Genomic DNA, 19,606 nt, shown 5'->3' on the forward strand with positions numbered 1-19,606 from the left:
GGTGCCGTCTCCGCGATGGTCCGCCTTGGCGGGCCGGTTCTGGTCTGACGGATGCAACGTGGTGCTTCCCATCGTGGGAGGGTCAAGCCGGGAACTGGTCACACGCCGGCGGACATGTTTTGTCGCAATGTCGGGACGCGTTGCCCGCGTGGAGGCCGGCCCCCTGCCGGGAGACGCTGTCCGTGGACGGCGGCCTAAAACCACGGTCGCAAGGTGGTCAGGACGCCGGTCCGGAGTCCCCGGACCGGCGCATTCGAGGCTAGGCGAAGATGTACCAGGACCCGACGTCGCTGATGCCGTCCACGAACTGGGGCGTCGGGAACATGAAGTCGCTCTGCCGCAGCTCGTCCTTGGCAACGCCGACGAGCAGGATGGAGCCGTCGTCGCTGCCATCCTGGTCCATGTCCCAGGCGACCTTGGCGCCAAGGTCGGTGTCCTCCACCTTTACGTTCTTGGCGTCGATGTCCATGAAAGCGATGTGGTCAAACAGGCCCTGCGCTGGGCCAGTGGCACGGAAGTCGAGCACCACGTCGTTGCCGCTGTCCATGGAGACCATGAAGGCGTCGGAGCCCGCGCCGCCCAGGTAGACGTCGTCGCCCTTCCCGCCGTCGAGCATGCCGTGGCCCTCGCCCTCGGCGAGCCAGTCCCGGCCGTCGCTACCCATCAGCTCGTCGTTCGCGGCGCCACCAATCAGGGTGTCTCCGCCTTTGCCGCCCTCGAGCTGGTCCGGACCGTCCCCACCCACGAGCAGGTCCCTGCCGTCGCCCCCATCAAGGACGTCGTCACCGCCCTTGCCGAGCAGGACGTCGGCACCCGCGCGACCGAAGATCTGATCCCAATCGTCGCTGCCGCTCAGGAGTTCGCCCCTCTCGGTCCCGATAGTGGCCGCGTACATGTCGAAGGCGACAGTGTGGGCGCGGTCGCCGGAGCCGGGAACCAGGGTCTCGTCAGCTGCCGGAAGGGAACCGATGATTTCCGGCCCGGACATGCTCGGAGTCGGGGCCTCCTGGACGGGCCCGTCCGGCGCGCGGGCGCCCGGCGGCAGGTCCGGCTCGTTGTAGAACATGAAGTCGTCCTGCGAGAGCTCGGACTTCTGCACGCCCTCGAGCAGGACGGAGCCGCCCTCCCAGCTGATCTTCACCCCGGCGGCAGTGTCGTTGATGGTCAGGTCTGCCCAGCTGATCTCCTCGAGGGCGATGTGGTCGCCCACGCCAGGTCCAGCGGTGAAGTCGCGGATGACATCGTCGCCCGAGCCCTGGCGCACGATGAAGGCGTCCGGCCCCATGCCGCCGACGAGGGTGTCGTTGCCCTCCTCGCCGTCCATGCTGCTGTGGCCGGGACCCTCGTCGAGGTAGTCGTTGCCGGGGCCGCCCATCAGGGCATCCGCGTCCGCGGCGCCGTACAGGGTATCGTTGCCCCCGCCACCGTGCAGGTGGTCCATCCCGGGGCCGCCCGAAAGCAGATCAGCTCCCTCGCCGCCCGTCAGGACGTCGCCCTCGGGGCCGCCGCCGAGCTTATCCGCGCCGCCAAGCCCCCAGTAGTGGTCGGCGGCGTCGGTGCCGCCGAAGCTGTCCGCCCCGGCGCCGCCCACCGCGAGCTGGTGCTCCGGCATGCCCGGGATGGTCAGGGAGACCTGCTCTCGCTCTGTCCGCTCAAGGTTCGTAGTCTCGGTCCCGGTCCCGCTCTCGAGCAACCCGTGCACCAAGTCCAACAGCTCTCTCGCCATGCCGTGGTTCTCCATCCCATGCTGTGGCCACGCGATGGGACGGCGATGCAGACCCGAGCGCGCGGCATCCCGAGAACACGGCGTGCTCGGCAGGGGTTGGCCCGGCATCCATGACGTAGTGTGTCAGCATGTCGGTCCCGAACCGTTGATGTCGCGGCTGCAGATGCGGCCCAGCATGACGAAGTATGTCCAGGCGCCACTCACGCGTTGCGGGCGGCGGGCGAGGTCGGCAGCTTCCGGCACTAAAGTGGGAGCCTTGGGCGGCGCCCACGGCCGGAGGTGTCGGGATGACGAGGACGTTCGGGTTCAGGGCCGCGTTCCGGCGACTGTTGCTGGCCGCAGCGACGCTGCTGGCGATGGCTGCGCCCGCGCTGGCCCAGCGCTACGACCTGACGCTCGAGGAGCGCACGGTCAACATAAACGGCACCGACCGCCCGGCCGTCACCGTTAACGGCCAGTTCCCCGGGCCGCTGCTGCGCCTGCGCGAGGGCGATGAGGCGGTAATCCGGGTGACGAACCGACTGGACAAGGCCAGCAGCATCCACTGGCACGGCCTCATCCTGCCCGCGTCGATGGACGGCGCGCCCGGCTTCAGCACGGGCTTCGTGCGCGGCATTGCTCCGGGCGAAACCTTCGAGTACCGCTTCCCAGTCGTGCAGTCCGGCACCTACTGGTACCACGCGCACAACCTCGACCACGAGCAGCGCGGCCTTTACGCGCCAATCGTCATCGACAAGCGCGAGCCGGAGCCGTTCCGCTACGACCGCGAGCATGTCGTCCAGCTCTCCGAGTGGACGGACGAGCGGCCCCTGCGGGTGCTCCAGAACCTCAAGCGCGACCCAGGCTACTACAACTGGAACCGGCGCACGCTAGTGGACCTGGTTCGCGACCTGGGCCGCGCGCCGGATGCCGATGCGCGCCGGGCCATCGTCCGGAACCGTATCGAGTGGGGCAACATGCGGATGGACCCCACCGATATCGCCGACGTCACCGGCTCGACCTACCGCTACCTCGTTAACGGCTTCCGACCCGAGGTGCCCGCCACCCTGCTGTTCCGGCCGGGTGAGCGGGTGCGCCTGCGGCTCATCAACTCGGGTGCGATGACCTACTTCGATGTCCGCATTCCGGGCCTCAAAATGACCGTGGTGCAGGCGGACGGGAACAACATCCAGCCCGTCGTCGTCGACGAGCTCCGCATCGCCGTCGCCGAGACCTACGACGTCATCGTTGAGCCGCGCGAGAACCGACAGTACCAGATCCTCGCCGAGACCATGGATCGCACCGGCTGGGCCAGGACCCGGCTGGCTACAAGCATGGACGCCCCGGTCGAAGCCTTGCCGCCGCACCGCCCACGGCCGGTGCTGACCATGGCGGACATGATGATGAACCCGGGTCCCACCGGCCTTGACCGCGGCACCCCGGCGCCCGAGCAGGACCAGCCCGGCCACGTGGCGCCCATGGGCGGCATGGACCACGGTTCCATGCCGGGGATGGACTCCGGGCAGCCGGGCGGACAGGGCACCACCCCCGCATCGGACCATGCTGCCATGGGACACGGCGCCATGGCCGGGATGCCGGGCATGAGCGGCGGCCAGGGTGCAGCTCCCGCGATGGACCACGCCGCCATGGGCCACGGCAACATGGCGATGGGCGCCATGGATCACTCCGCGATGGGGCACGGCGCACCGCCGCGTGCTGGCGCGCAGGGGCCCGGCACCCCAGCCACGACCACGGCGGGCGGGATGGAGGCGCACGCCGGTCACGGCGGCATGGCGATGGCGGACCCCGTCATGCAGGACACGGGGGCGCCGCCCGGCGCCCGCGTACTGTCCTACCGCGACCTGCGCCCACTGCGCGCCGATCCCCAGTGGCGGCCCTACGACCGCATCATTGAGGTGCGGCTGACCGGGAACATGGAGCGCTACATCTGGTCGATGAACGGCAACGAGTTCTGGCGCGCCCAGCCCATCGTCGCCCGGCTCGGCGAGCGGCTCCGCATCAGGTTCACTAACGAGACCATGATGAACCACCCGATGCACCTGCACGGGATGTGGATGGTGCCGGACCTCGGCAACGGCGCCTTCAACCCGCGCAAGCACGTGGTCAACATCAAGCCTGGCACCTCGCTCAACGTCGACGTCATCGTGGACGCCGAGGGCGACTGGGCCTTCCACTGCCACCTTCTCTATCACATGGAGTCCGGGATGATGCGGATCTTCCGCGTCACCCGCGACGGCACTCCAGTCGCGTCCGCGCAGCAGCCCGTGCAGGCTGCCATGCCCGCCGGTCACCGCCACTGATGCCGCGGGAGCGCAGCATGACTTTCTCGATGTTCAAGGGCGTGGCGACTGGCCTAGTGGCCGCCGTGCTCTCCACCACCGCAGCCACGGCCCAGTCCGGCGCCGACCACTCCGTGCACGGGATAGCCGCTGCGAATCCTTCCGCAGTTCAGAGCGCCGGGGCAACACCAGCGACCGGCGCCGAGGAGCACACGGGCCACTCGCCCATCTACTTCGGCGCCGTGCTGCTTGACCAGAACGAGATGCGCAGCAACGGCCGCGGCAGCCCGATCTACGCCTGGGAGGGCTCGGCCTTCTACGGTACCGACTACCACCGCGTCTGGGTCAACACCCGCGGCGAGACCAGCCGCGAGCGCGGCGGCCTCGAGCGGGCCGAGGCGCAGGTGCTCTACTCGCGCCTGGTCGGCTACTACTGGGACCTCCAGGCTGGCGTGCGCCAAGACTTCCGCATCGACCCGCGCGAGGGCACGCCTTCGCGGACATACGGCGTTTTCGGCCTTCAAGGATTGGCGCCAGGTTTCTTCGAGGTGCAGCTGCAAGGATTCGTCGGCGGCAATGGCGTATTCCTTGCCCGTGCCGCAGCCTCTTACGACTTGCTCATCACCAACCGGCTCGTCCTCCAGCCCGAGGCGGAGCTGAACTTCTCGACTGGCTGGGACCGGGACGCGCTCATCGCGCCCGGCATCTACCGCACCGAGGTCGGGCTGCGGCTGCGCTACGAGATCACTCGCGAGTTCGCGCCCTACATCGGCTACTCCTTCGAGAGCTTCAACGGCGGCGCGAGCGGGTTGAACCGGCGGCTGGGCCAGCAGCCCTCGCAGTCCACGGTCGTGGCGGGCATACGCCTGTTCTTCTGACGCCCAGCCCAGGTTCCGGGGAAGCGCAAATGACAAGGATGCCAAAGCATCCGGGAGAGGCCGCGCCGTCCCGCGGCAACGGGGCCGCGCTGCGCCGCTTGGCTTCCGGCGAGTGGCACCAGGCGCGCGGGGCTGGCCACGGCCCGCCCGGGCACGCCCCGAACGCCGCCGACCTCTCCCGCACCATCGAGATCGCCCGCGTTCTTCTCGTCATCGGCCTCGTCTTCCTGCATTACGGCGCCATCCCGCCCGGCTGGGTGTCGCCATTCCGGGGTGTTGACCCCGCCTCCCCGCACCGGGTCGCTTCCTTCGTCAACAGCGCCGTCCTGTTCTTCTTCTTCAGCGCGGTGCCGCTGCTGTCGACGATCTCGGGCTGGCTGTTCTTCCGTTTCGGCGAGGACCGTCCTTGGCCCGCGCTCCGGCGCCGCATGCGTGCCCGCGTGCGGTCCCTCTACGCGCCCCTGGTCGTCTGGAACACGATCTTCCTGCTGGCCCTGCTCGCGGTCCATGCCACCGGGGAAGGTGCTTCGCTGACTCGGCAGATGAACATCGACCTCGGCCATGCGGATGCCATGGCTTACGTGAACGCGGTGCTGGCGCTGACGGACCACCCGGTGGCTTTCCAGTTTTGGTTCGTGCGCGACCTCTTCCTCACCGTGCTGCTGAGTCCCCTGCTCTGGTTGTCGCTGCGCCAAGCGCCCTGGCTGGGCGCCCTCGTGCTCGGCGGGGCCTGGGTCATGGATTGGAACCTGGTCGTGTTCTTCCGGGCCGACGTGCCCTTCTTCTTCTACCTCGGCGCCCTTGCGCGGCTCCGTGGCTACCTGCCGATGCCGGGCCGAGGGGCGACGTCGGCGCTGGTTACCCTCTACGTCGCGCTGGTCCTTCTCCGGGTGTCCGCGCCGCTCCTGGTCGACGTGGACGCGCCGGGGACGGCTTGGTGGCTCGACTTCGCCACCCGCGCCATGAGGCCGGTGGGCGTGCTGGCCTGCTGGGGCGTTTGCCTGCGGATCGCGGCGGCGTCCTGGAGCGGCACCGTCGCGCGCCACGGCAACTTCGCCTTCTTCCTGCACGCGACGCACTACCCGCTGATAGCGGCGGTGAAGCTCGTCCTTTGGCACCTACTGCCCTCGGAGACTGACGCGTGGCTGCTGGCGCATTACGCCGCGAGCGTGGCCGTGACCGTGCTGCTCTCCTTCGGCGCGGCGAAGTCGATCGCGGCCGCCTCGCCTGGCCTCTACACATTCCTCGCAGGCGGGCGTGACATTCGCGCGCCTTCTCGCGCCTAGTGGCAGGTCCTCGGGGGCTTGCGTCATAAACGGAGGATCAATGCTAAAACGGACAGGACTTTTCCTTGCGGCGGCAACCCTGCTAGCCGCCTGCGCCACGACGCCCGCTGGAACGCAGCGGGCGACCTCGCCCACCTTCGCCACCGGCGAGGGCCTCAGTAGGCCACCGGGCGGGAACGGCGCGGCACCGGCGGTGGCCCCGGGCACAGCCTCGGAGCACCGGCAACACTGAGCGGCTTTTTGATCCAGCGCAACGCGGCCACGGAAGGAGGCGCCTACCGTGCCATCGATGGAGGTCTGAGATGCAAGAGCGGACGCAAACACACTGGTGGCGGAGCAAGGGCGGCATCGCCCTGATCGGGTTCAGCCTCGTCGCCGCCTTCTACGTCCTGCGCGAGCACTACGCGCATGCGCTCGGCGCCTTACCATACATGCTCCTGCTGGCCTGCCCGCTGATGCACCTGTTCATGCACCATGGGCACCACGACCACGCTGCGGGTTCGGCGGAGCGGCCGGAAGCGCCCACTGGCCGGTGACAGCGGACGGGCACTGTCTCGGGACACCAGACTGGGTCACGGCGCTCCGGCGTCACCTGGGCGCGGTCGCCGTCGGGAACTTCGCCTGGGAGTTCGCGCACCTGCCGCTCTACACGCTCTGGCGGACCGGCACACCGGGCGAGATTGCCTTCGCGGCCCTGCACTGCACCCTGGGCGACGTTCTCATCGCGGCATGCTCGCTCGTCGCTGCCTTGCTGTTCCTCGGCGCGCCGGAGTGGCCGCGGCGCCGCTTCGCACCAGTCGCCGCTGCGGCTGTCGCCATCGGCCTCGGCTACACAGTCTACAGCGAGGCCGCGAACCTTGCCCGCGGAACCTGGGCTTACTCGGAGCTGATGCCGACGCTGCCATGGTTGGGGACCGGCCTCTCCCCGTTGGTTCAGTGGCTGCTTATTCCGACAGCGTCGCTGGCCTGGGCCTGTCGGCGGCGTAGGCGCCGGATGCCTTGATCAGTGCATCCGGTGCGCAAGGCCGGGTGGCGAGGTCGAGACCATTTCGGCGGCCGCGTAGAGCACCAGTAGGGCGACTACCGCCTCGAGGGCGACCGAGCGGGCCAGCCTGGCCCCCGCGCCCGGCGCACGTGCCGCCAGCGCCGGTGTCAGCCGGAAGCGGTGCCAGGCCGCGAAGCCGAGCAGGACCGCTACGAAGGCAACCTTGGCCATGAGCGCCCAGCCGTACCAGGAGCCGAGGAGCTGCCCGAGGTCGCCGACGATCCACCAGGCGAGCACGAGGCCCGCCGCCACCAGCATCGGCACGGCGACCGCTGCGATGCGGGCCCAGTCCTCGACGAGGCGGGCCGCGTGCGGGCCGTCCCGCCTCGAAACCCAAGCGAGCGGCGGCAGGCTGCCGATCCAGTAGGCGGCTACAACGAGGTGGACCAGCAGCAGGCCCGCCAGCAGCGGCCGCGGCACGAGCGACGTCGTGTGCCCGAGGAAGGCGTAGCTGGCGCAGACGAGGACGCCACCGGCGGCGGCCAGGGGCGCCCAGCGCGGGCCAAGGGCGAGCGAGGCGACGAGGAGCATGCCGAGCCCGCCCAGCCCGTAGGAGGCCCCGGCCGGGGACATGAGCACAATGCTCCAGCCATCCGGATCTGTCAGGGTGTCGCCGCCCATCAGGACGCCCACATGGGCGGTCAGGGCACCAAGGGCGGCCGCGATGGCGAGCAAGCTGGCGCCGGTGGCCCAGTGCCGCAGCCGCCGGGCGTCGCCCTCGTCCAGCCGGGCGCCGAACAGGAGCGCGAAGAAGGCGAGGCCCGCGCCGCCCAGGCTGCCAGCGTAGTAGGCGGCACGCAACACGACTGCGGCGGCGCCGTAGCCCAGCTCGCCGCCCTGGAGCAGGGCCAGGATCACCGGGCGGCGCGCTCGACCCGGAAGCCCACCGTGCCGCCGCCGACATGGCCGTCGGCCGAGGCGCCGCGCCACTCGACCCGGTAGGCGCCGGGCGGCAGCGTCTCCTGCACGGTCGCCCGCACCTCCGCGACGGCGGCGCCGCGCTCGCCCTCGCGGGTCAGCTTCCTCTCGCGCCCCGCCTCGTCCAGCAGCTTCAGTGTCATCACCCGCACCGGCATCGCGAACATCAGCGAGACGGCGGGCGGGGAGCTGCGGAGCACCGCGCCGTCAGCGGGCTCTGCGTGGTGGAGCTCGGAGTGCGCCAGGGCCGGACCCGCCGCGGCCAGGCCAAGGGTCATGGCGGCGGCCACGAGGGAGCGGCGCCGGGAAAGCGAAGTGGTCATGTCCAACCTCGGGTTTGTGTGCGGCACGGTGCCGGGCGACCCGGCCCGGAGCTTGGGTGGATCCCATCGCACGTGCGCGGGGCGGCGCGGAACCGTCCGGGCGGCGCCAGCAATCATTCGAAATCTGGGAGAGGGAGAGGTGTCGGAGGTGGCCCGGCGGCGGGTGGAGCCGCCGCCGGGCCGGTCACTCAGTGCCCGTGGCGCGCGTGGCCGCCCTGCCTCTGCGGCGCGGGAGCGGCGCCGTGACCGGCGGACGCGGCAGGCCGTGCGGTGGGCGCCGTGGCCGTCGCGTCATGGCCAGCGTGGGGGTCGGCGGCCGACACCTGCATAGACGCGGCGGCGCCGTGCCTGGCATGCGACATGCCCTCCATACCGTGGACCATGGAGGCGGGCACCTGCACGGCATCGGCATTGCCCGCGTAGGCGGTGATGGCGCGCCGCATCAGCGCGATCTCCTGGGTCTGGTCGGTGACGATGTCGACGTTCAGCAAGCCGAGGAAGGTGTTCCGGCCGTTCCGGTCTGCCTGGTAGGCGCGCGCCATGTCGAGCGCCCCCTGGTGGTGGATAGTCATGGCCTTGGCGAACTGCACGTCGCGCTCGGTGACCTGCGCGCCCTCCGAGAACACCGGCGCGAGGGGGCCGGGAATCGGGTACTTCATGAAGCGATCGCGCTGCCCCAACCCCTCCGTCGCGGCTGGCTGGACCGCGAGCCGGGCAAAGCCGAGGTTCACCACCCGAGCGGGCCGGTCGAGGTTCCGCGCCACCTCGTCCAGCAGGCTGATCTCGAACTTCTGGTTGTGGACGATGGCCTGCGCCAGCTCCCTAAGTGCCGGGCTGCTGGCGTTCGGGTCGGCCAGGTACTCCTCGGACATCGAGAGCGCGCCCGCGTGGTGCGCCCGCATGCCGGTCACGTAGTCCCGGTCGGCCTTGACCGCGGCCGCGAGGGCCTCCGGGGACATGACGGAGTAGGAGGTCGTGGTCACGGGCGAGGTGCCCGGCTCGTACTGCTCGCCCACCATCGCCCGGGCGGGCGAACCGACCGTCAGGAGCGCCGTGGCGGCGACCGCGGCGGCCAGGGTCAGGCGGAGCGGGAGGCGCTTGCTGGCGCGGATCTGGTTCGTCGAAGACATGTGCTTGGTCCTGTTGCTTTCCCCGCGACCGCGTGCGTCTGGCAACGCCGGTCGCGGCGCCCCCGGAGGGGCCGTGATTCCTAGGTTTCGGCATGGTGGCGCGCCGGGGCGACTCTCGTCGCCGGTCGGCACGACCGGACGCGCTGGCGCCAGTCAGGCCACCTGTCGAGGAGGCGGGAGCGACGGGGGCACCTCGGTGCCGAACCGCGCGTGCGCCGGGGCGAGGTAGCGGATAGTGGCGCCGGAGGACGGCTGCGGACCGGCGTGCGCGGGCGGGAGGGCGCCGACGGCGGACGGGCACTGGACTGCGACGCAGCAGGGCAGGCTCGGCTCGCCGCCGGAGTTGCCGCATGGCTGGCCCGGCTCTCTGGCGGAAACGGACGTGTGTCCCGAAGTGGCGTGCACGGGCGCCGCCTCCATCAGCTTGGCGGCGTCGCTATGTGCGACGCACTGCTCGGCGGCAGGCTGCTGGATGGGCATGGCCGCCGAGGCGTGCCGCATGGCGGGACCCGGCAATGCGAGCAGGACCAGTGCGAGCAAGCCCGCGACGACCCTTCTAAATGTGCCCGTGCCCCTCGGCATCCCTGGAATCCTTGCCCTCGGTTGATCTTACGCGGTGCCGTTAACCTAGTCCGCGTGGCACTCGGCCGGGAGCCCAGCGGCAGCGCCTTTCCCGCGGGGGACATCCTTTGTCACGGTGCCCCGGTGCTCTGGCGAGCGACCGCCGCCCTCAAGATCGTGCAGGATGGGGCAGTCGGGTCGGTGGTCGCCGTGGCAGGCATCGGCCAGCTCCTGCAGGGTGTCCCGCATGGCGGTGAGTTCGAGGATCTTGGCGTCGAGCTCGGCCACGTGCTCCGTGGCGACACGCTTGACGTCGGCGCTCGACCGCTCCCGGTCCTGCCATAAGCCGACCAGCAACTTGATGCGCTCGATGGACAGGCCGAGATCGCGGGCCCGCCGGATGAAGCGAAGCGTGTTCACGTCCTTGGTCGAGTAAACCCGATAGCCCGCCCCGGTCCGCGCCGCCTTCGGCAGAAGGCCGATCTCCTCATAGTAGCGGAGCATCTTGGCCGACACGCCCGAGGCCGCCGACGCCTGCCCGATGTTCATGCCTGCCTCCGTTCTCGACCGCCACAAAGCTGCGTCTGGTGGCCAAGATGGGGATTCCCATGGTGGGAAGGTCAAGGCCATTCTGACACCAGCTTGGCCTCAAACGGACCTTGACCCTCCCATGGTGGGAAGCCCCATTTGGAGAGCCTCCCCGAATTCAGGAGGTCGGCATGGTGGTCTTCAAGATTGCGAACATGAGATGCGGCGGCTGCGCCCGGTCGGTCACGTCCGCCCTGCGCGGCGTGGACCCGGCAGCCGAGGTCCGGGTGGACCTGGAGCGCCGGGAGGTCACCGTCGAGGGCGCGGCGGACGCGGACGTCCTGGCCCGGGCGCTGCGCGGGGGTGGCTTTGTCGCTGAGAGGATCTTCGCCTAATGGTCGGCCGGACTCCCAGGCTTGCCCCGGGATGAACGCGGCCCTCAGCGGCAGCCCGCCTGGCGAGCCGCCGGGCCGACGCGGTCTCGACCCGGAGGCGCACGTCCTCGTCGTCGAGGACGACGCCTCGATGCGCCACCTCATCGCCCGGCTGCTGCGCGAGAACGGCTTCCGCTCCACCGGCGTCCGCGACGGACGGGAGATGTGGGAGACGCTCAGGAACACCGAGGTGGACCTGATCCTGCTCGACGTCATGCTGCCCGGCCACTCCGGCATCGAGCTCCTCCGCGAGCTGCGGACCGAGCGGGGCGCGCTGCCGGTGGTCATGGTCACCGCCAAGGGTTCGGAGGCCGACCGCGTGCTCGGTCTCGACCTCGGGGCGGACGACTACCTGCCCAAGCCATTCGGGCGGCGGGAGCTGCTGGCGCGGGTCCGCGCGGTGCTGCGCCGGGCCCGTCCGGCGGCCGCGGCGCCCGCTGAGCCCGCGGCTCGCACCTCCGTCCAACGGGTGCGCTTCGACAGCTGGACCGTGGACCTCGCGCGGCGCGAGTTGCTGGGGCCCGGTGGCACGGTCGTTGACCTCTCCGGCGCCGAGTACGACCTGCTGCTGGCGTTCATCGAGCACCCGCACCGGGTGCTGGCGCGGAACCAGATCCTCGAGCTGTCGCGCGGCCGTCTGGCGGACCCGAACGACCGGAGCGTTGACGTGCTGGTCAGCAGGCTGCGCCGCAAGCTCGAGGGCAAGGAAGGCGGGACGGCGATGATCAAGACAGTGCGTGGCGCGGGCTACATGTTCCTGCCCACCGTGGAGCGCGTGGGTTGAGGCGCGGCCTGCGCTGGCTCGCACCTGCCAGCTTGGCGGGCAGGACCACCCTGATCCTGTTGACCGGGCTGCTGGTGTTCCACTTCGGGAGCGTGTGGCTTCTCCAGGAGGGCGTTCACGGGGCGATGGAGGAGGGCCGCGAGGTGCAGGCGGCCGAGCATATCTCCGCCGCCGCGCGCGTCGTCGCCTCCCTTCCCGAGGAGGCGCGCGAGCGTGCCGCGAGGGCGTTCTCTGCCCGGGGCTTCGAGGTCACCTGGGAGCGCTTGGAGCCTGCGGAAACCCTGGACGAGGCGTCCCTGGCCCCCTTGCGGGAGCGGCTGGAGGAGCGGGCGCCGGAGCTGGCGGGGATGCGCATCGGGTACGACCCGAACGCCCAGGGAGCCCAGCGGGTCATCAGGGGCAGCGTTCACCTCGCAGACGGCACCTGGGTCGCGTTCTCCGCCACTGGGCTGGAGGTGGCCTCGGTGCCAACCCACGCCTCGCTTGCCTCGCACAGCGCGATGGCCCTCGGCATCGTGCTCGCCTCGCTGCTTGTCGTGCACTGGATCACCAAGCCGCTGCGGCGCCTGGCCAAGGCGGCGGAGGCTTTCGGCAGGGGCGCGGCCCCGGTGCCGATGCCGGAGGACGGGCCGCGCGAGGTCCGGGAGGCCGCCCGGACCTTCAATGCCATGCAGGCAAGGATTCACAGGCTCGTCGCCGATCGCACCCAGGCGCTCGCCGCCGTCAGCCATGACCTGCGCAGCCCGATCCAGCGCCTGCGCCTGCGCGCGGGATTCCTCGACGACGTGGAAGCGCAGCAGGCGATCGACGGCGACCTCGACGAGATGGAGGCCATGATCGAGTCGACGCTTGCCTACCTGCGGGGGGAGACGGAGAGCGAGGAGCCGCGCCAAGCCGACCTTGCGGCTATCCTTACCACGCTCGTGGACGATGCCTCCGATCGAGGCGCCACGGCGACCTACACCGGGCCCGACCGGCTCCCAATGCGGTTACGGCCGGTTGCCATCAAGCGCGCCCTAGCGAACCTCCTCGACAACGCGGCAAGCATGGCGGCGGGGCGCACGTTGCCCTCGAGGAGAGGCCGGGATCCGTCACGGTGCGGATCGAGGACGACGGCCCCGGCATCCCGGAGGCGGCGCTGGAGACGGTATTCGAGCCGTTCCGGCGCCTCGACGCTTCCCGCAACCGAGGCACCGGCGGCACGGGGCTCGGCCTTGCCATCGCCCGCCAAGTGGTGAACGCACACGGTGGCAGCGTGGCCCTTGCCAACCGCCCCGGGGGCGGGCTGGTGGCGACCGTGCGCCTGCCACACCCGAACGAGCGCGACGGCGCGGCAGGCGTTGGCAAAGGCACTCTCCCGCCGGTGACGCCCCCTGACGTGCGTCAGGCCTAGCTGCCCCCGGCTGCGGAACGGCCTGTAAGGCGCCCCGCCCTTCCGCGTCATCTTAAGAGCCACGTTCGCGGCGCCGGACCAGGCGCCGACCGGACGCGACTGACTCAAGGAGTGAATGTCACCATGGCTCTGAAAATCGCACGGCTCGCCGCCATCGGCGCACTGGCCACCACGCTTGCCGCGGGCGCCGCGCTGGCGCAGCCTACCCTGTCGCCGCAGGGCGGTAGCGCCGGTCCCGAGATGGACCACAGCCGAATGGGCGGCCAGGGCCAAGGCCAGCGCCCAGGCGGAGCGGCTCCCACGCTGACCCCGCAAGGCGGCAGCGGCAACGCCGAGATGGACCACAGCAGGATGGGGGGCGGCAACATGGGCGGCCCGTCGGGCGGCACGATCACCGGCAACCCCGGCAGCGGTCCCGACGTGCGGCACGACCCCGCCTCGACCCCGGCGCCAGCGCCCGCGCAGCGGCGCTAGCCGACCGGGTGCCGCGCTCGCCGACCCCGGCGGGCGCGGCCTCAGTGGTGCTTGTACCAGCCAACGTCGCGGATGTTGTTCCACGCGTCGGTCTGGTGGCACAGGAAGCACTGCTCCACTTGCGCCTGCTCCTGGCCGGTGATGACGCGGTCCATCATTTCGAAGTGCACCATGTAGTGGCTCGGCGGTGCCTGGTGGCACTGCGCGCATTCTTGCGATCTCGGCGACGGGTGCCGAAAGCCGCCCACCGTCCAGGCGGTGGTGCCGTGGCAGCTCTGGCAGTCGCGCCCGAACAGCGTCTGGTGCGGGTCGCGGTTGGCGTGGCAGCCCGCGCAGTCGAGCCGGTTCGCCTCGGCCGCGGGAAGAGAGCGCGGCGCCAGCGTCGAGCCGATCAGGTCCGCACTGCTGCCGCCAAGGAGTGCCCGCAGCCGTGCCACGCTGTGCGTCAATCCTTCTCCGCCCGCCTGCGCAGCCCCGGCGTGGCCCGCCGAGACCAGCGCCGCGTGGTCCATGTTGATGGGACGGCGCCCGCGGCCAAGGTGCTCAACGTGGCAGCCGCCGCACGCGCCGATGGTGGTGTGGAACGCCGTCGAGGGCTTCGTGACCAGGTCGGGCGCCGCCCCAACGTGGCAGGTCAAGCAGGACGCCGCCTCGACCCCGCGGGTCGGCACGTGGCAGGACTCGCATTGCGTCCCAAGGAATTCGTGCCCGGCGGAGAGCGGTCCCGGGTTCGCCGCGGCGGTCCAGAGCGGGACGCCCTCCGACCCGGTACGATGCACCGCCACCGGCACCGCCACGGCCGCCGCTAGGCCGACCGCCGCCAGCGCCGCGTAGAGCAATGTCGTGAACCTCACCGGAGCCACCTCAGGCCGTAGTAGAATCCGCTCCAAATGTGCAGCGCGAGCAATGGGTAGAGCGCGATCGCCGCCGCGACGTGCAGCACCGTCCAGCGCGAGAGGGCGCGCTTCAACGCTTCGCGCCGGTCGATCGCGTGCTCGAGGTCTGCGATGCTCGCCACCAGCGCGTGCAAGGAGATGTCGGGCTGCCTCGCTACGGCGGCCGAACCGGCGACGAGCTGGTCGTAGCGGGCCCGGAGCGCCCCGAGCTCCTGCCGCTGATCGCGGACGTCGGTCCCGAGCTGAACGAGGTAATAGCGGCCGACGAAGCCACTGAGCACGACGGCGAGCATGACCGTGACCAGCGCGATGCCGAGCGGGCTCCAATAGTGGTGGCCGGTGTGGAGCATCCCGAGCGCGGCGCCGACCGCGCCCGCGTAGACGTGGAAGGAGAGCATCGCTCCCAGCGCGGCGCGCCGCCGCAGCCAGGGGACACGCCTCGCCAGCGTGTAGGCGAGCAGCAGGAGCATGCCCACGGCGCCGCTAATCCCAAGGATTCCTCCGGCCAGGCTGCCCGGGAAGCGCGGCGCCGCGTGCAGCAGGAAGCCCGGCGCGAACAGGGCCGCCATGGCCACCAGCAGGCTGACGGCGAGCCGCTCCCGGGCGTTCACGTCACGCCTCGACCGCGAGGTTGCCGACGGACTTCGCCTGACATGCAAGGATCACGCCGCGCGCCTTCTCCTCCGGCGGCAGCCCCTCCTCGACCTCCATCGTCACCGCACCCTCGAGGAGGCGCACCTTGCAGGCGCCGCAGATGCCGACACGGCAGGAGTAGTCGATCTCGACGCCAATGACCTCGGCCGCCTCTAGGACGGTCTGGTCCGGCGCCAGCGCTCCAGTCTTGCCTGACTTCGTGAACCGCACCTCGGCCGTGGCGATCCGCGGGATGGTTTTGCCTACGGGAGCCAGCCCGCATGACGGCAGCGGCGCGGCGGTTCCCGGCGCGACGCCCCGGGCCGGGCCAAACGCCTCGGTCTTGATCTGGTCCTTGGGCACGCCGAGCTCGGCGAGCGCCGCCCTGACCGCTTCCATCATCGGCGGCGGCCCGCACAGGTGGACGCGCCGCCTGGCGATCTCGGGGACGGAGCGCGCGATGAACTCCTTCGAGATGGGACCAGTAGCGCCCATCCAGGCCGTTCCCTCGGCGCGCGACATCGTCGCCGCCACGTGCAGGTTCGCGTGCCGCTTCTGCAGGTACTCGAGCTCCTCGCGGAAGACAAACTCCTCGGGGCTGCGCGCCCCGTAGAGAAAAAAGATCTCGCAGGGGTAGGAGCGGTCGGTGAGGTAGCGGGCGACACTCATCATGGGCGTGATGCCGACGCCGCCCGCGATTAGGACGATGCTGGCCTCCTCGCCCATGAAGGTGAAGACGCCCAGGGGCGCCGACACCTCCACAGACTCGCCGACCGCCACCCTGTCATGCAGGTGCCGCGAGATGAGGCCCTGCTCCTCGCGCTTCACCGTGACCTCGACATGGCTTCGCTGCGTCGGCGAGGAGGCGATGGTGTAGGAACGCCGCGCCGTCTTGCCATCGAGTTCCGCTGAAACGGTCAGGAAATGACCCGGCATGAAGGTGAAAGGGACGTCCCCGCCGCCGGGCTCCACCAGCCGGAACGTCTTCACCGTGGGCGTTTCGCGGAAGATGGCCGCGACCCGCAGCTTGCCCGACCACGGCCGCCGCGCGGCCGCCGTCGCCGCGGCGGCCGATGGCGCGGTGCTGGCGAGCGGGGCAGGGACCGTGCCGACCAGGGACGCCGGGAAGTCAGAGGGACCGCCGGTGGGCAGCGCGGGCGGTCTCGGCTCGGATGGCTCGCCGGGCGCGGGCGCCGGGCCAGGGGCGGGCCCACCTGCAGGGGCGGCCGAGAGCCGCTCGACGAGCGCGCTGACCCGCCGCATGCGCGCGTGCTGGATCAGTAGGGTTCCGACCAGGAACGCGACCAGGAAGATCATGGACGTCAGGTGGTACCAGGACAAGCCCCAGGGGCCTCCGTCCGCCGTCGGCGACGCCTCGGTGGGCGGAAGGCCGAGCTGGTCCCTGAACCAAGTCATGGCAAGCTGGCGCGGCGCCGTTCCCACCTCGATGGCGCGCAGCGCCGCCGTCCCGCTCTCGAGCAGCAGCAGGCCCTCGCGGACGCCTGCCGTGGCCTGCTGCACCGCCGCCGTGTCGTTGGTGGCCAGCGCATGGTGCAGCCGCGCCTGGCCCGAGGTGATCGCTTGCGACCCCCATCCGATGCGCCGCTCGGCCTCGGCCTCGATGACGCGCCGCGCCTCGGCCGTGAGCGCGGGCATGTCCAGCAGCGACGCGTAGAACGGCCGCCCCGGGCCGCTCATGCAGCCCATCATGCCGCCGCAACCCGCGCCTGCCGCGGGAGCGGGCATGGCACCGGGCATGGACGGCATCGCGGGGACACTCGCCGGTGGTGGCGCCGGTGCCGCGGTCCCCGCAGGCTGGCTCGGGTGGTGCGCGCCGTGGTCGCCCGGGTCAGTCTGCGCGACCGCGGTCCCGATCAGCGCCGCGCCGAGCAGCCCCGCGACCGTGCTCACGCATCCAATGCTTCGCCGCCGCACGCCTTCAGAAGGCCCCGATGAAGGGCAGCATGGTGGCGGTCGCCGTGCGCTTCTGGACGTCGTCGAGCTGGCGGTAGAGCGTGTCGAACGCCATCCGCGTCATGTGGATGGCCTCTGTGCGCTCCCGCAGGTGACTCTCGAAGGACGCGAGGCGGGCCATTGGGTCGGCCACCCTGCCACTGTCCTGCAGCGCGGCGCGGGCGGCGTCGAGGTGCTCGCGCCCGGCGCGAAGCGTGTTGGCGAAGGTGTCCCAGGCGGGCGCCTGAGCGTCTGTGATGTGGAGCTCCGTGCGGAGGAAGGCGATGCGCCCCTCCAAGCGCGCCGCGGAGCTGCCCATCGGCTGGTCGCTGCCCATCGAACCCATGCCGGACGTAGCGCCGCCCTGCTGCATCCCCTGCGGCATGGCGCCACGGCGCATCATCATGTCCCGCATCATCGCCATCATGTCGCACCCAGCCATTGGCTGCTGCGCCTGGCCCATTGGCATCTGGGATTGCGCCTGCCCGGGCGCGCCGCCCATCTGCGTCTGGGATTGGGCCTGCCCTTGCCCCGCCATGCCGCCCATCCGCATCTTGTCGTCGTCCATCATGCCGCCCTGCGCTGGCGTCCCCGTCTGCGGGCCGGGCATGCCGGGCATCGCCGCGCCCCCGGGGGGCGCCTGCTGGGCGCCGCTGCCCATCGGCATCATGTCCATCATGGCGAGCCGGATCGGCGCATTGCCGTCCGCCGCCGCTGCCCCGGGCGGAACAAGCGGCACGACGGCCGCGAGCGCGACCGCGGCGAGCGCTGTATGAAGTCTCGGCATGCTGGTGGTCCTTCCCCTGCTGGCGGCGCTGGGCGCTGGCACGCCGTGCGACCTGCGTCCCTGATAGACGCTCAGACCGAGCCCGGCTTACAGCGGAAGGATGGATGGCCGTGCGCCGGGATCTGCCGAGGCGACTATCCTGACGCCGTCTCCGGGCGGGATCTGTAAGGGTTCGCCGTGGCGAGCGTCCTTATGCGGCGGGGCCACCCTCACCGGGCCGGAGCAGCCTCGACCGGAGAGACCGATGACAGGGGCCCTGGGCGCCAGACCACCGGAACCCCGTCCACGCCGCCTCGGCCCGTTGGGCCGCTGGTTTGCGACAAAGCATTGCTCGGCGTCGCGCGGTCCCGCGAAACGGTGGCCTCGACCGCCACCGCCTCCTAAGCCGGTGGTGGCGGTCCTGCCACGCCCTGCCCGCCGTGGGCTTGGCTGCCGCCTCGTCGGCGGGTGGCCGGTGGAACGTCCCGCCGCCTCGCCGCCGAACGCCTGGCGAGGAGCATCCATGCGCGACCACGACGGACCCCTTCCCTGCGCCGAAGACGCCGTGCGAGGCGCCATCGCCGAGGCGCAGGCCAAGCTGCGCGGCGTGGTCCTCCGGCACCTGAACGGCGACCGCCACAGCGCGGACGACGTCCTGCAGCGCTTCGCGCTGCGTGCGCTGGAGCGCGCCGGGGAGCTGCGCGATGCAGCGCGGGTCCACGGCTGGCTGGGCCGCGTGCTGTCCTCCACCCTCACCGACCACGGGCGCGAGTTAGCGCGACGACGGGAGAGCCTCGAAGACCCGCGGGAGTTCGCGGAGACGCTGGTTGCCCCGGAGCCGGAGCCAGCCCAGTGGGCCTGCGACTGTATCGAGCCATTGCTGGGCGCGCTGCGGCCGGATCAGGCAGCGCTGATCCGACGCCTCGACCTCGGCGGCGAGCCGCGTGAGGTCGTAGCGATGGAGCTCAGCATACTGCCGAACGCGCTGCACGTGAGGCACCACCGGGCGCGGCGGTCGCTGGCCGCGCTGTTGCTCGCCGCCTGCGTCACCTGCCCGTCGGACAGCTTTATGCGCTGCGCCTGCCCGAAGCCCTCCTCGGTGGACGAGGCCCGGCGCGCCCGCGCGGCCGCCTGTGCGGCGCACGGCGAGGCACGCGATTGATTTGGCTCAAGGCCGCGTTGGCGCGAGTCCGACAGGATGGAACGGGCTCGAGCTCGACACCGCGCGGCGGTGGCATGGGTTGCCGCGAGGCAGCCGTTTTGGAGAGAGGAGAACCGCATGAAGACATCGAGGAACGCCGGTATGGGTCTGGCGGTGGTGCTGGCGGCGGGCCTCTCCGCCTGCGCGCCGCAGCAGCAGGCCGCGCCCCCGGCACCTGTGGCGTCTGCCCCGACCAGCGCCACCGCGGCGGCCCCGGCCTCGAGTGACCACCAGGCGATGATGGCTCACTGCGCCGACATGCGGCAGCAGATAAGGCAGGGCGCGCAGATGTCGCCTGACATGCAGCGGATGGCGACCTACTGCCAGCACATGGACCACACCATGGGTTCCCAGCGCGGCCGCTCCGGACCGTACTAGCGAGCCAACGACGGCGTTGC

Annotated in this window: 20 protein-coding genes and 1 pseudogene; 12 read left to right on the forward strand and 9 right to left on the reverse strand. The window is 71.1% G+C overall.

Annotated features, from left to right (window positions below):
* Positions 1-259: 259 nt before the first annotated feature.
* Positions 260-1,726, reverse strand: a complete 1,467-nt coding sequence (locus E2C06_RS12015) for a calcium-binding protein (RefSeq protein ID WP_165982344.1) — start codon at positions 1,724-1,726, stop codon at positions 260-262.
* A 287-nt stretch (positions 1,727-2,013) separates the two neighbouring features.
* Here E2C06_RS12015 and E2C06_RS12020 point away from each other — a divergent pair, with 287 nt between their 5' ends.
* From E2C06_RS12020 to E2C06_RS12040, 5 genes are all read left to right on the forward strand, one after another.
* Entirely contained in the window at positions 2,014-4,026 is a 2,013-nt protein-coding gene (locus tag E2C06_RS12020) for a multicopper oxidase domain-containing protein (protein ID WP_133288846.1), read from the forward strand.
* 17 nt (positions 4,027-4,043) lie between these two features.
* Complete coding sequence (locus tag E2C06_RS12025; protein ID WP_165982346.1) at positions 4,044-4,883, forward strand: copper resistance protein B; 840 nt, start codon at positions 4,044-4,046, stop codon at positions 4,881-4,883.
* 29 nt (positions 4,884-4,912) lie between these two features.
* On the forward strand, positions 4,913-6,169 hold the full coding sequence (locus tag E2C06_RS12030) for an acyltransferase family protein (protein ID WP_133288848.1): 1,257 nt from the start codon (positions 4,913-4,915) through the stop codon (positions 6,167-6,169).
* 302 nt (positions 6,170-6,471) lie between these two features.
* Positions 6,472-6,705: a DUF2933 domain-containing protein gene (locus E2C06_RS12035; protein WP_133288849.1), complete on the forward strand. Its 234-nt coding sequence runs from the start codon at positions 6,472-6,474 to the stop codon at positions 6,703-6,705.
* Positions 6,702-7,172, forward strand: a complete 471-nt coding sequence (locus E2C06_RS12040) for a hypothetical protein (protein ID WP_133288850.1) — start codon at positions 6,702-6,704, stop codon at positions 7,170-7,172. Before E2C06_RS12035 ends, E2C06_RS12040 begins: the two co-directional genes overlap by 4 nt.
* On the opposite strand, the gene E2C06_RS12045 is transcribed toward E2C06_RS12040, so the two are convergent.
* From E2C06_RS12045 to cueR, 4 genes are all read right to left on the reverse strand, one after another.
* Positions 7,173-8,072, reverse strand: coding sequence for a copper resistance D family protein (locus tag E2C06_RS12045; protein WP_133288851.1), 900 nt, complete (start codon positions 8,070-8,072; stop codon positions 7,173-7,175). It lies immediately after the preceding gene.
* Positions 8,069-8,455 carry a copper resistance CopC family protein gene (locus E2C06_RS12050; protein ID WP_133288852.1) on the reverse strand — a complete coding sequence of 129 codons (387 nt, stop codon included), beginning with the start codon at positions 8,453-8,455 and terminating at the stop codon, positions 8,069-8,071. The genes E2C06_RS12045 and E2C06_RS12050 overlap by 4 nt, the downstream gene beginning before the upstream one ends.
* 188 nt (positions 8,456-8,643) lie before the next feature.
* Positions 8,644-9,585 carry a DUF305 domain-containing protein gene (locus E2C06_RS12055; protein WP_133288853.1) on the reverse strand — a complete coding sequence of 314 codons (942 nt, stop codon included), beginning with the start codon at positions 9,583-9,585 and terminating at the stop codon, positions 8,644-8,646.
* Between the two features lie 627 nt (positions 9,586-10,212).
* Positions 10,213-10,695, reverse strand: a complete 483-nt coding sequence (cueR, locus tag E2C06_RS12060; RefSeq protein WP_133288854.1) for a Cu(I)-responsive transcriptional regulator — start codon at positions 10,693-10,695, stop codon at positions 10,213-10,215.
* Between the two features lie 170 nt (positions 10,696-10,865).
* Here cueR and E2C06_RS12065 point away from each other — a divergent pair, with 170 nt between their 5' ends.
* The 5 genes and pseudogenes from E2C06_RS12065 to E2C06_RS12080 all read left to right on the forward strand — a co-directional run bounded on the left by E2C06_RS12065 (position 10,866) and on the right by E2C06_RS12080 (position 13,759).
* Entirely contained in the window at positions 10,866-11,069 is a 204-nt protein-coding gene (locus E2C06_RS12065) for a heavy-metal-associated domain-containing protein (RefSeq protein ID WP_193560450.1), read from the forward strand.
* Between the two features lie 31 nt (positions 11,070-11,100).
* Positions 11,101-11,892, forward strand: a complete 792-nt coding sequence (locus E2C06_RS12070; RefSeq protein WP_133288855.1) for a response regulator transcription factor — start codon at positions 11,101-11,103, stop codon at positions 11,890-11,892.
* A 500-nt stretch (positions 11,893-12,392) separates the two neighbouring features.
* Positions 12,393-12,566, forward strand: a pseudogene (locus E2C06_RS39270) (HAMP domain-containing protein); the annotation flags it as partial.
* A gap of 422 nt (positions 12,567-12,988) precedes the next feature.
* Positions 12,989-13,285 carry an ATP-binding protein gene (locus E2C06_RS39275; RefSeq protein WP_241671232.1) on the forward strand — a complete coding sequence of 99 codons (297 nt, stop codon included), beginning with the start codon at positions 12,989-12,991 and terminating at the stop codon, positions 13,283-13,285.
* A gap of 123 nt (positions 13,286-13,408) precedes the next feature.
* Positions 13,409-13,759, forward strand: a complete 351-nt coding sequence (locus E2C06_RS12080; RefSeq protein ID WP_133288856.1) for a hypothetical protein — start codon at positions 13,409-13,411, stop codon at positions 13,757-13,759.
* A gap of 41 nt (positions 13,760-13,800) precedes the next feature.
* Here E2C06_RS12080 and E2C06_RS12085 read toward each other — a convergent pair whose 3' ends face one another.
* The 4 genes from E2C06_RS12085 to E2C06_RS12100 are packed head-to-tail and all read right to left on the reverse strand — an operon-like array spanning position 13,801 to position 18,028.
* Positions 13,801-14,613 (reverse strand): cytochrome c3 family protein, encoded by an 813-nt coding sequence (locus E2C06_RS12085; protein WP_133288857.1) that lies wholly within the window; start codon positions 14,611-14,613, stop codon positions 13,801-13,803.
* Entirely contained in the window at positions 14,610-15,266 is a 657-nt protein-coding gene (locus E2C06_RS12090) for an iron reductase (protein WP_133288858.1), read from the reverse strand. Before E2C06_RS12090 ends, E2C06_RS12085 begins: the two co-directional genes overlap by 4 nt.
* A gap of 1 nt (position 15,267) precedes the next feature.
* The gene (locus E2C06_RS40260) at positions 15,268-17,199 is read right to left on the reverse strand and encodes a 2Fe-2S iron-sulfur cluster-binding protein (protein WP_206664518.1); all 1,932 of its coding nucleotides are present in this window, start codon (positions 17,197-17,199) and stop codon (positions 15,268-15,270) included.
* A 28-nt stretch (positions 17,200-17,227) separates the two neighbouring features.
* Positions 17,228-18,028, reverse strand: a complete 801-nt coding sequence (locus E2C06_RS12100; protein ID WP_133288859.1) for a Spy/CpxP family protein refolding chaperone — start codon at positions 18,026-18,028, stop codon at positions 17,228-17,230.
* Between the two features lie 502 nt (positions 18,029-18,530).
* Here E2C06_RS12100 and E2C06_RS12105 point away from each other — a divergent pair.
* Together E2C06_RS12105 and E2C06_RS12110 are read left to right on the forward strand one after the other, a co-directional pair.
* A complete protein-coding gene (locus E2C06_RS12105; RefSeq protein ID WP_133288860.1) occupies positions 18,531-19,169 on the forward strand; it encodes an RNA polymerase sigma factor in 639 nt (212 codons plus the stop codon).
* A 117-nt stretch (positions 19,170-19,286) separates the two neighbouring features.
* The gene (locus E2C06_RS12110; RefSeq protein WP_133288861.1) at positions 19,287-19,586 is read left to right on the forward strand and encodes a hypothetical protein; all 300 of its coding nucleotides are present in this window, start codon (positions 19,287-19,289) and stop codon (positions 19,584-19,586) included.
* Positions 19,587-19,606 lie beyond the last annotated feature (20 nt).

This window comes from Dankookia rubra, from assembly GCF_004355005.1.
Taxonomy (GTDB): domain Bacteria; phylum Pseudomonadota; class Alphaproteobacteria; order Acetobacterales; family Acetobacteraceae; genus Paracraurococcus; species Paracraurococcus ruber_A.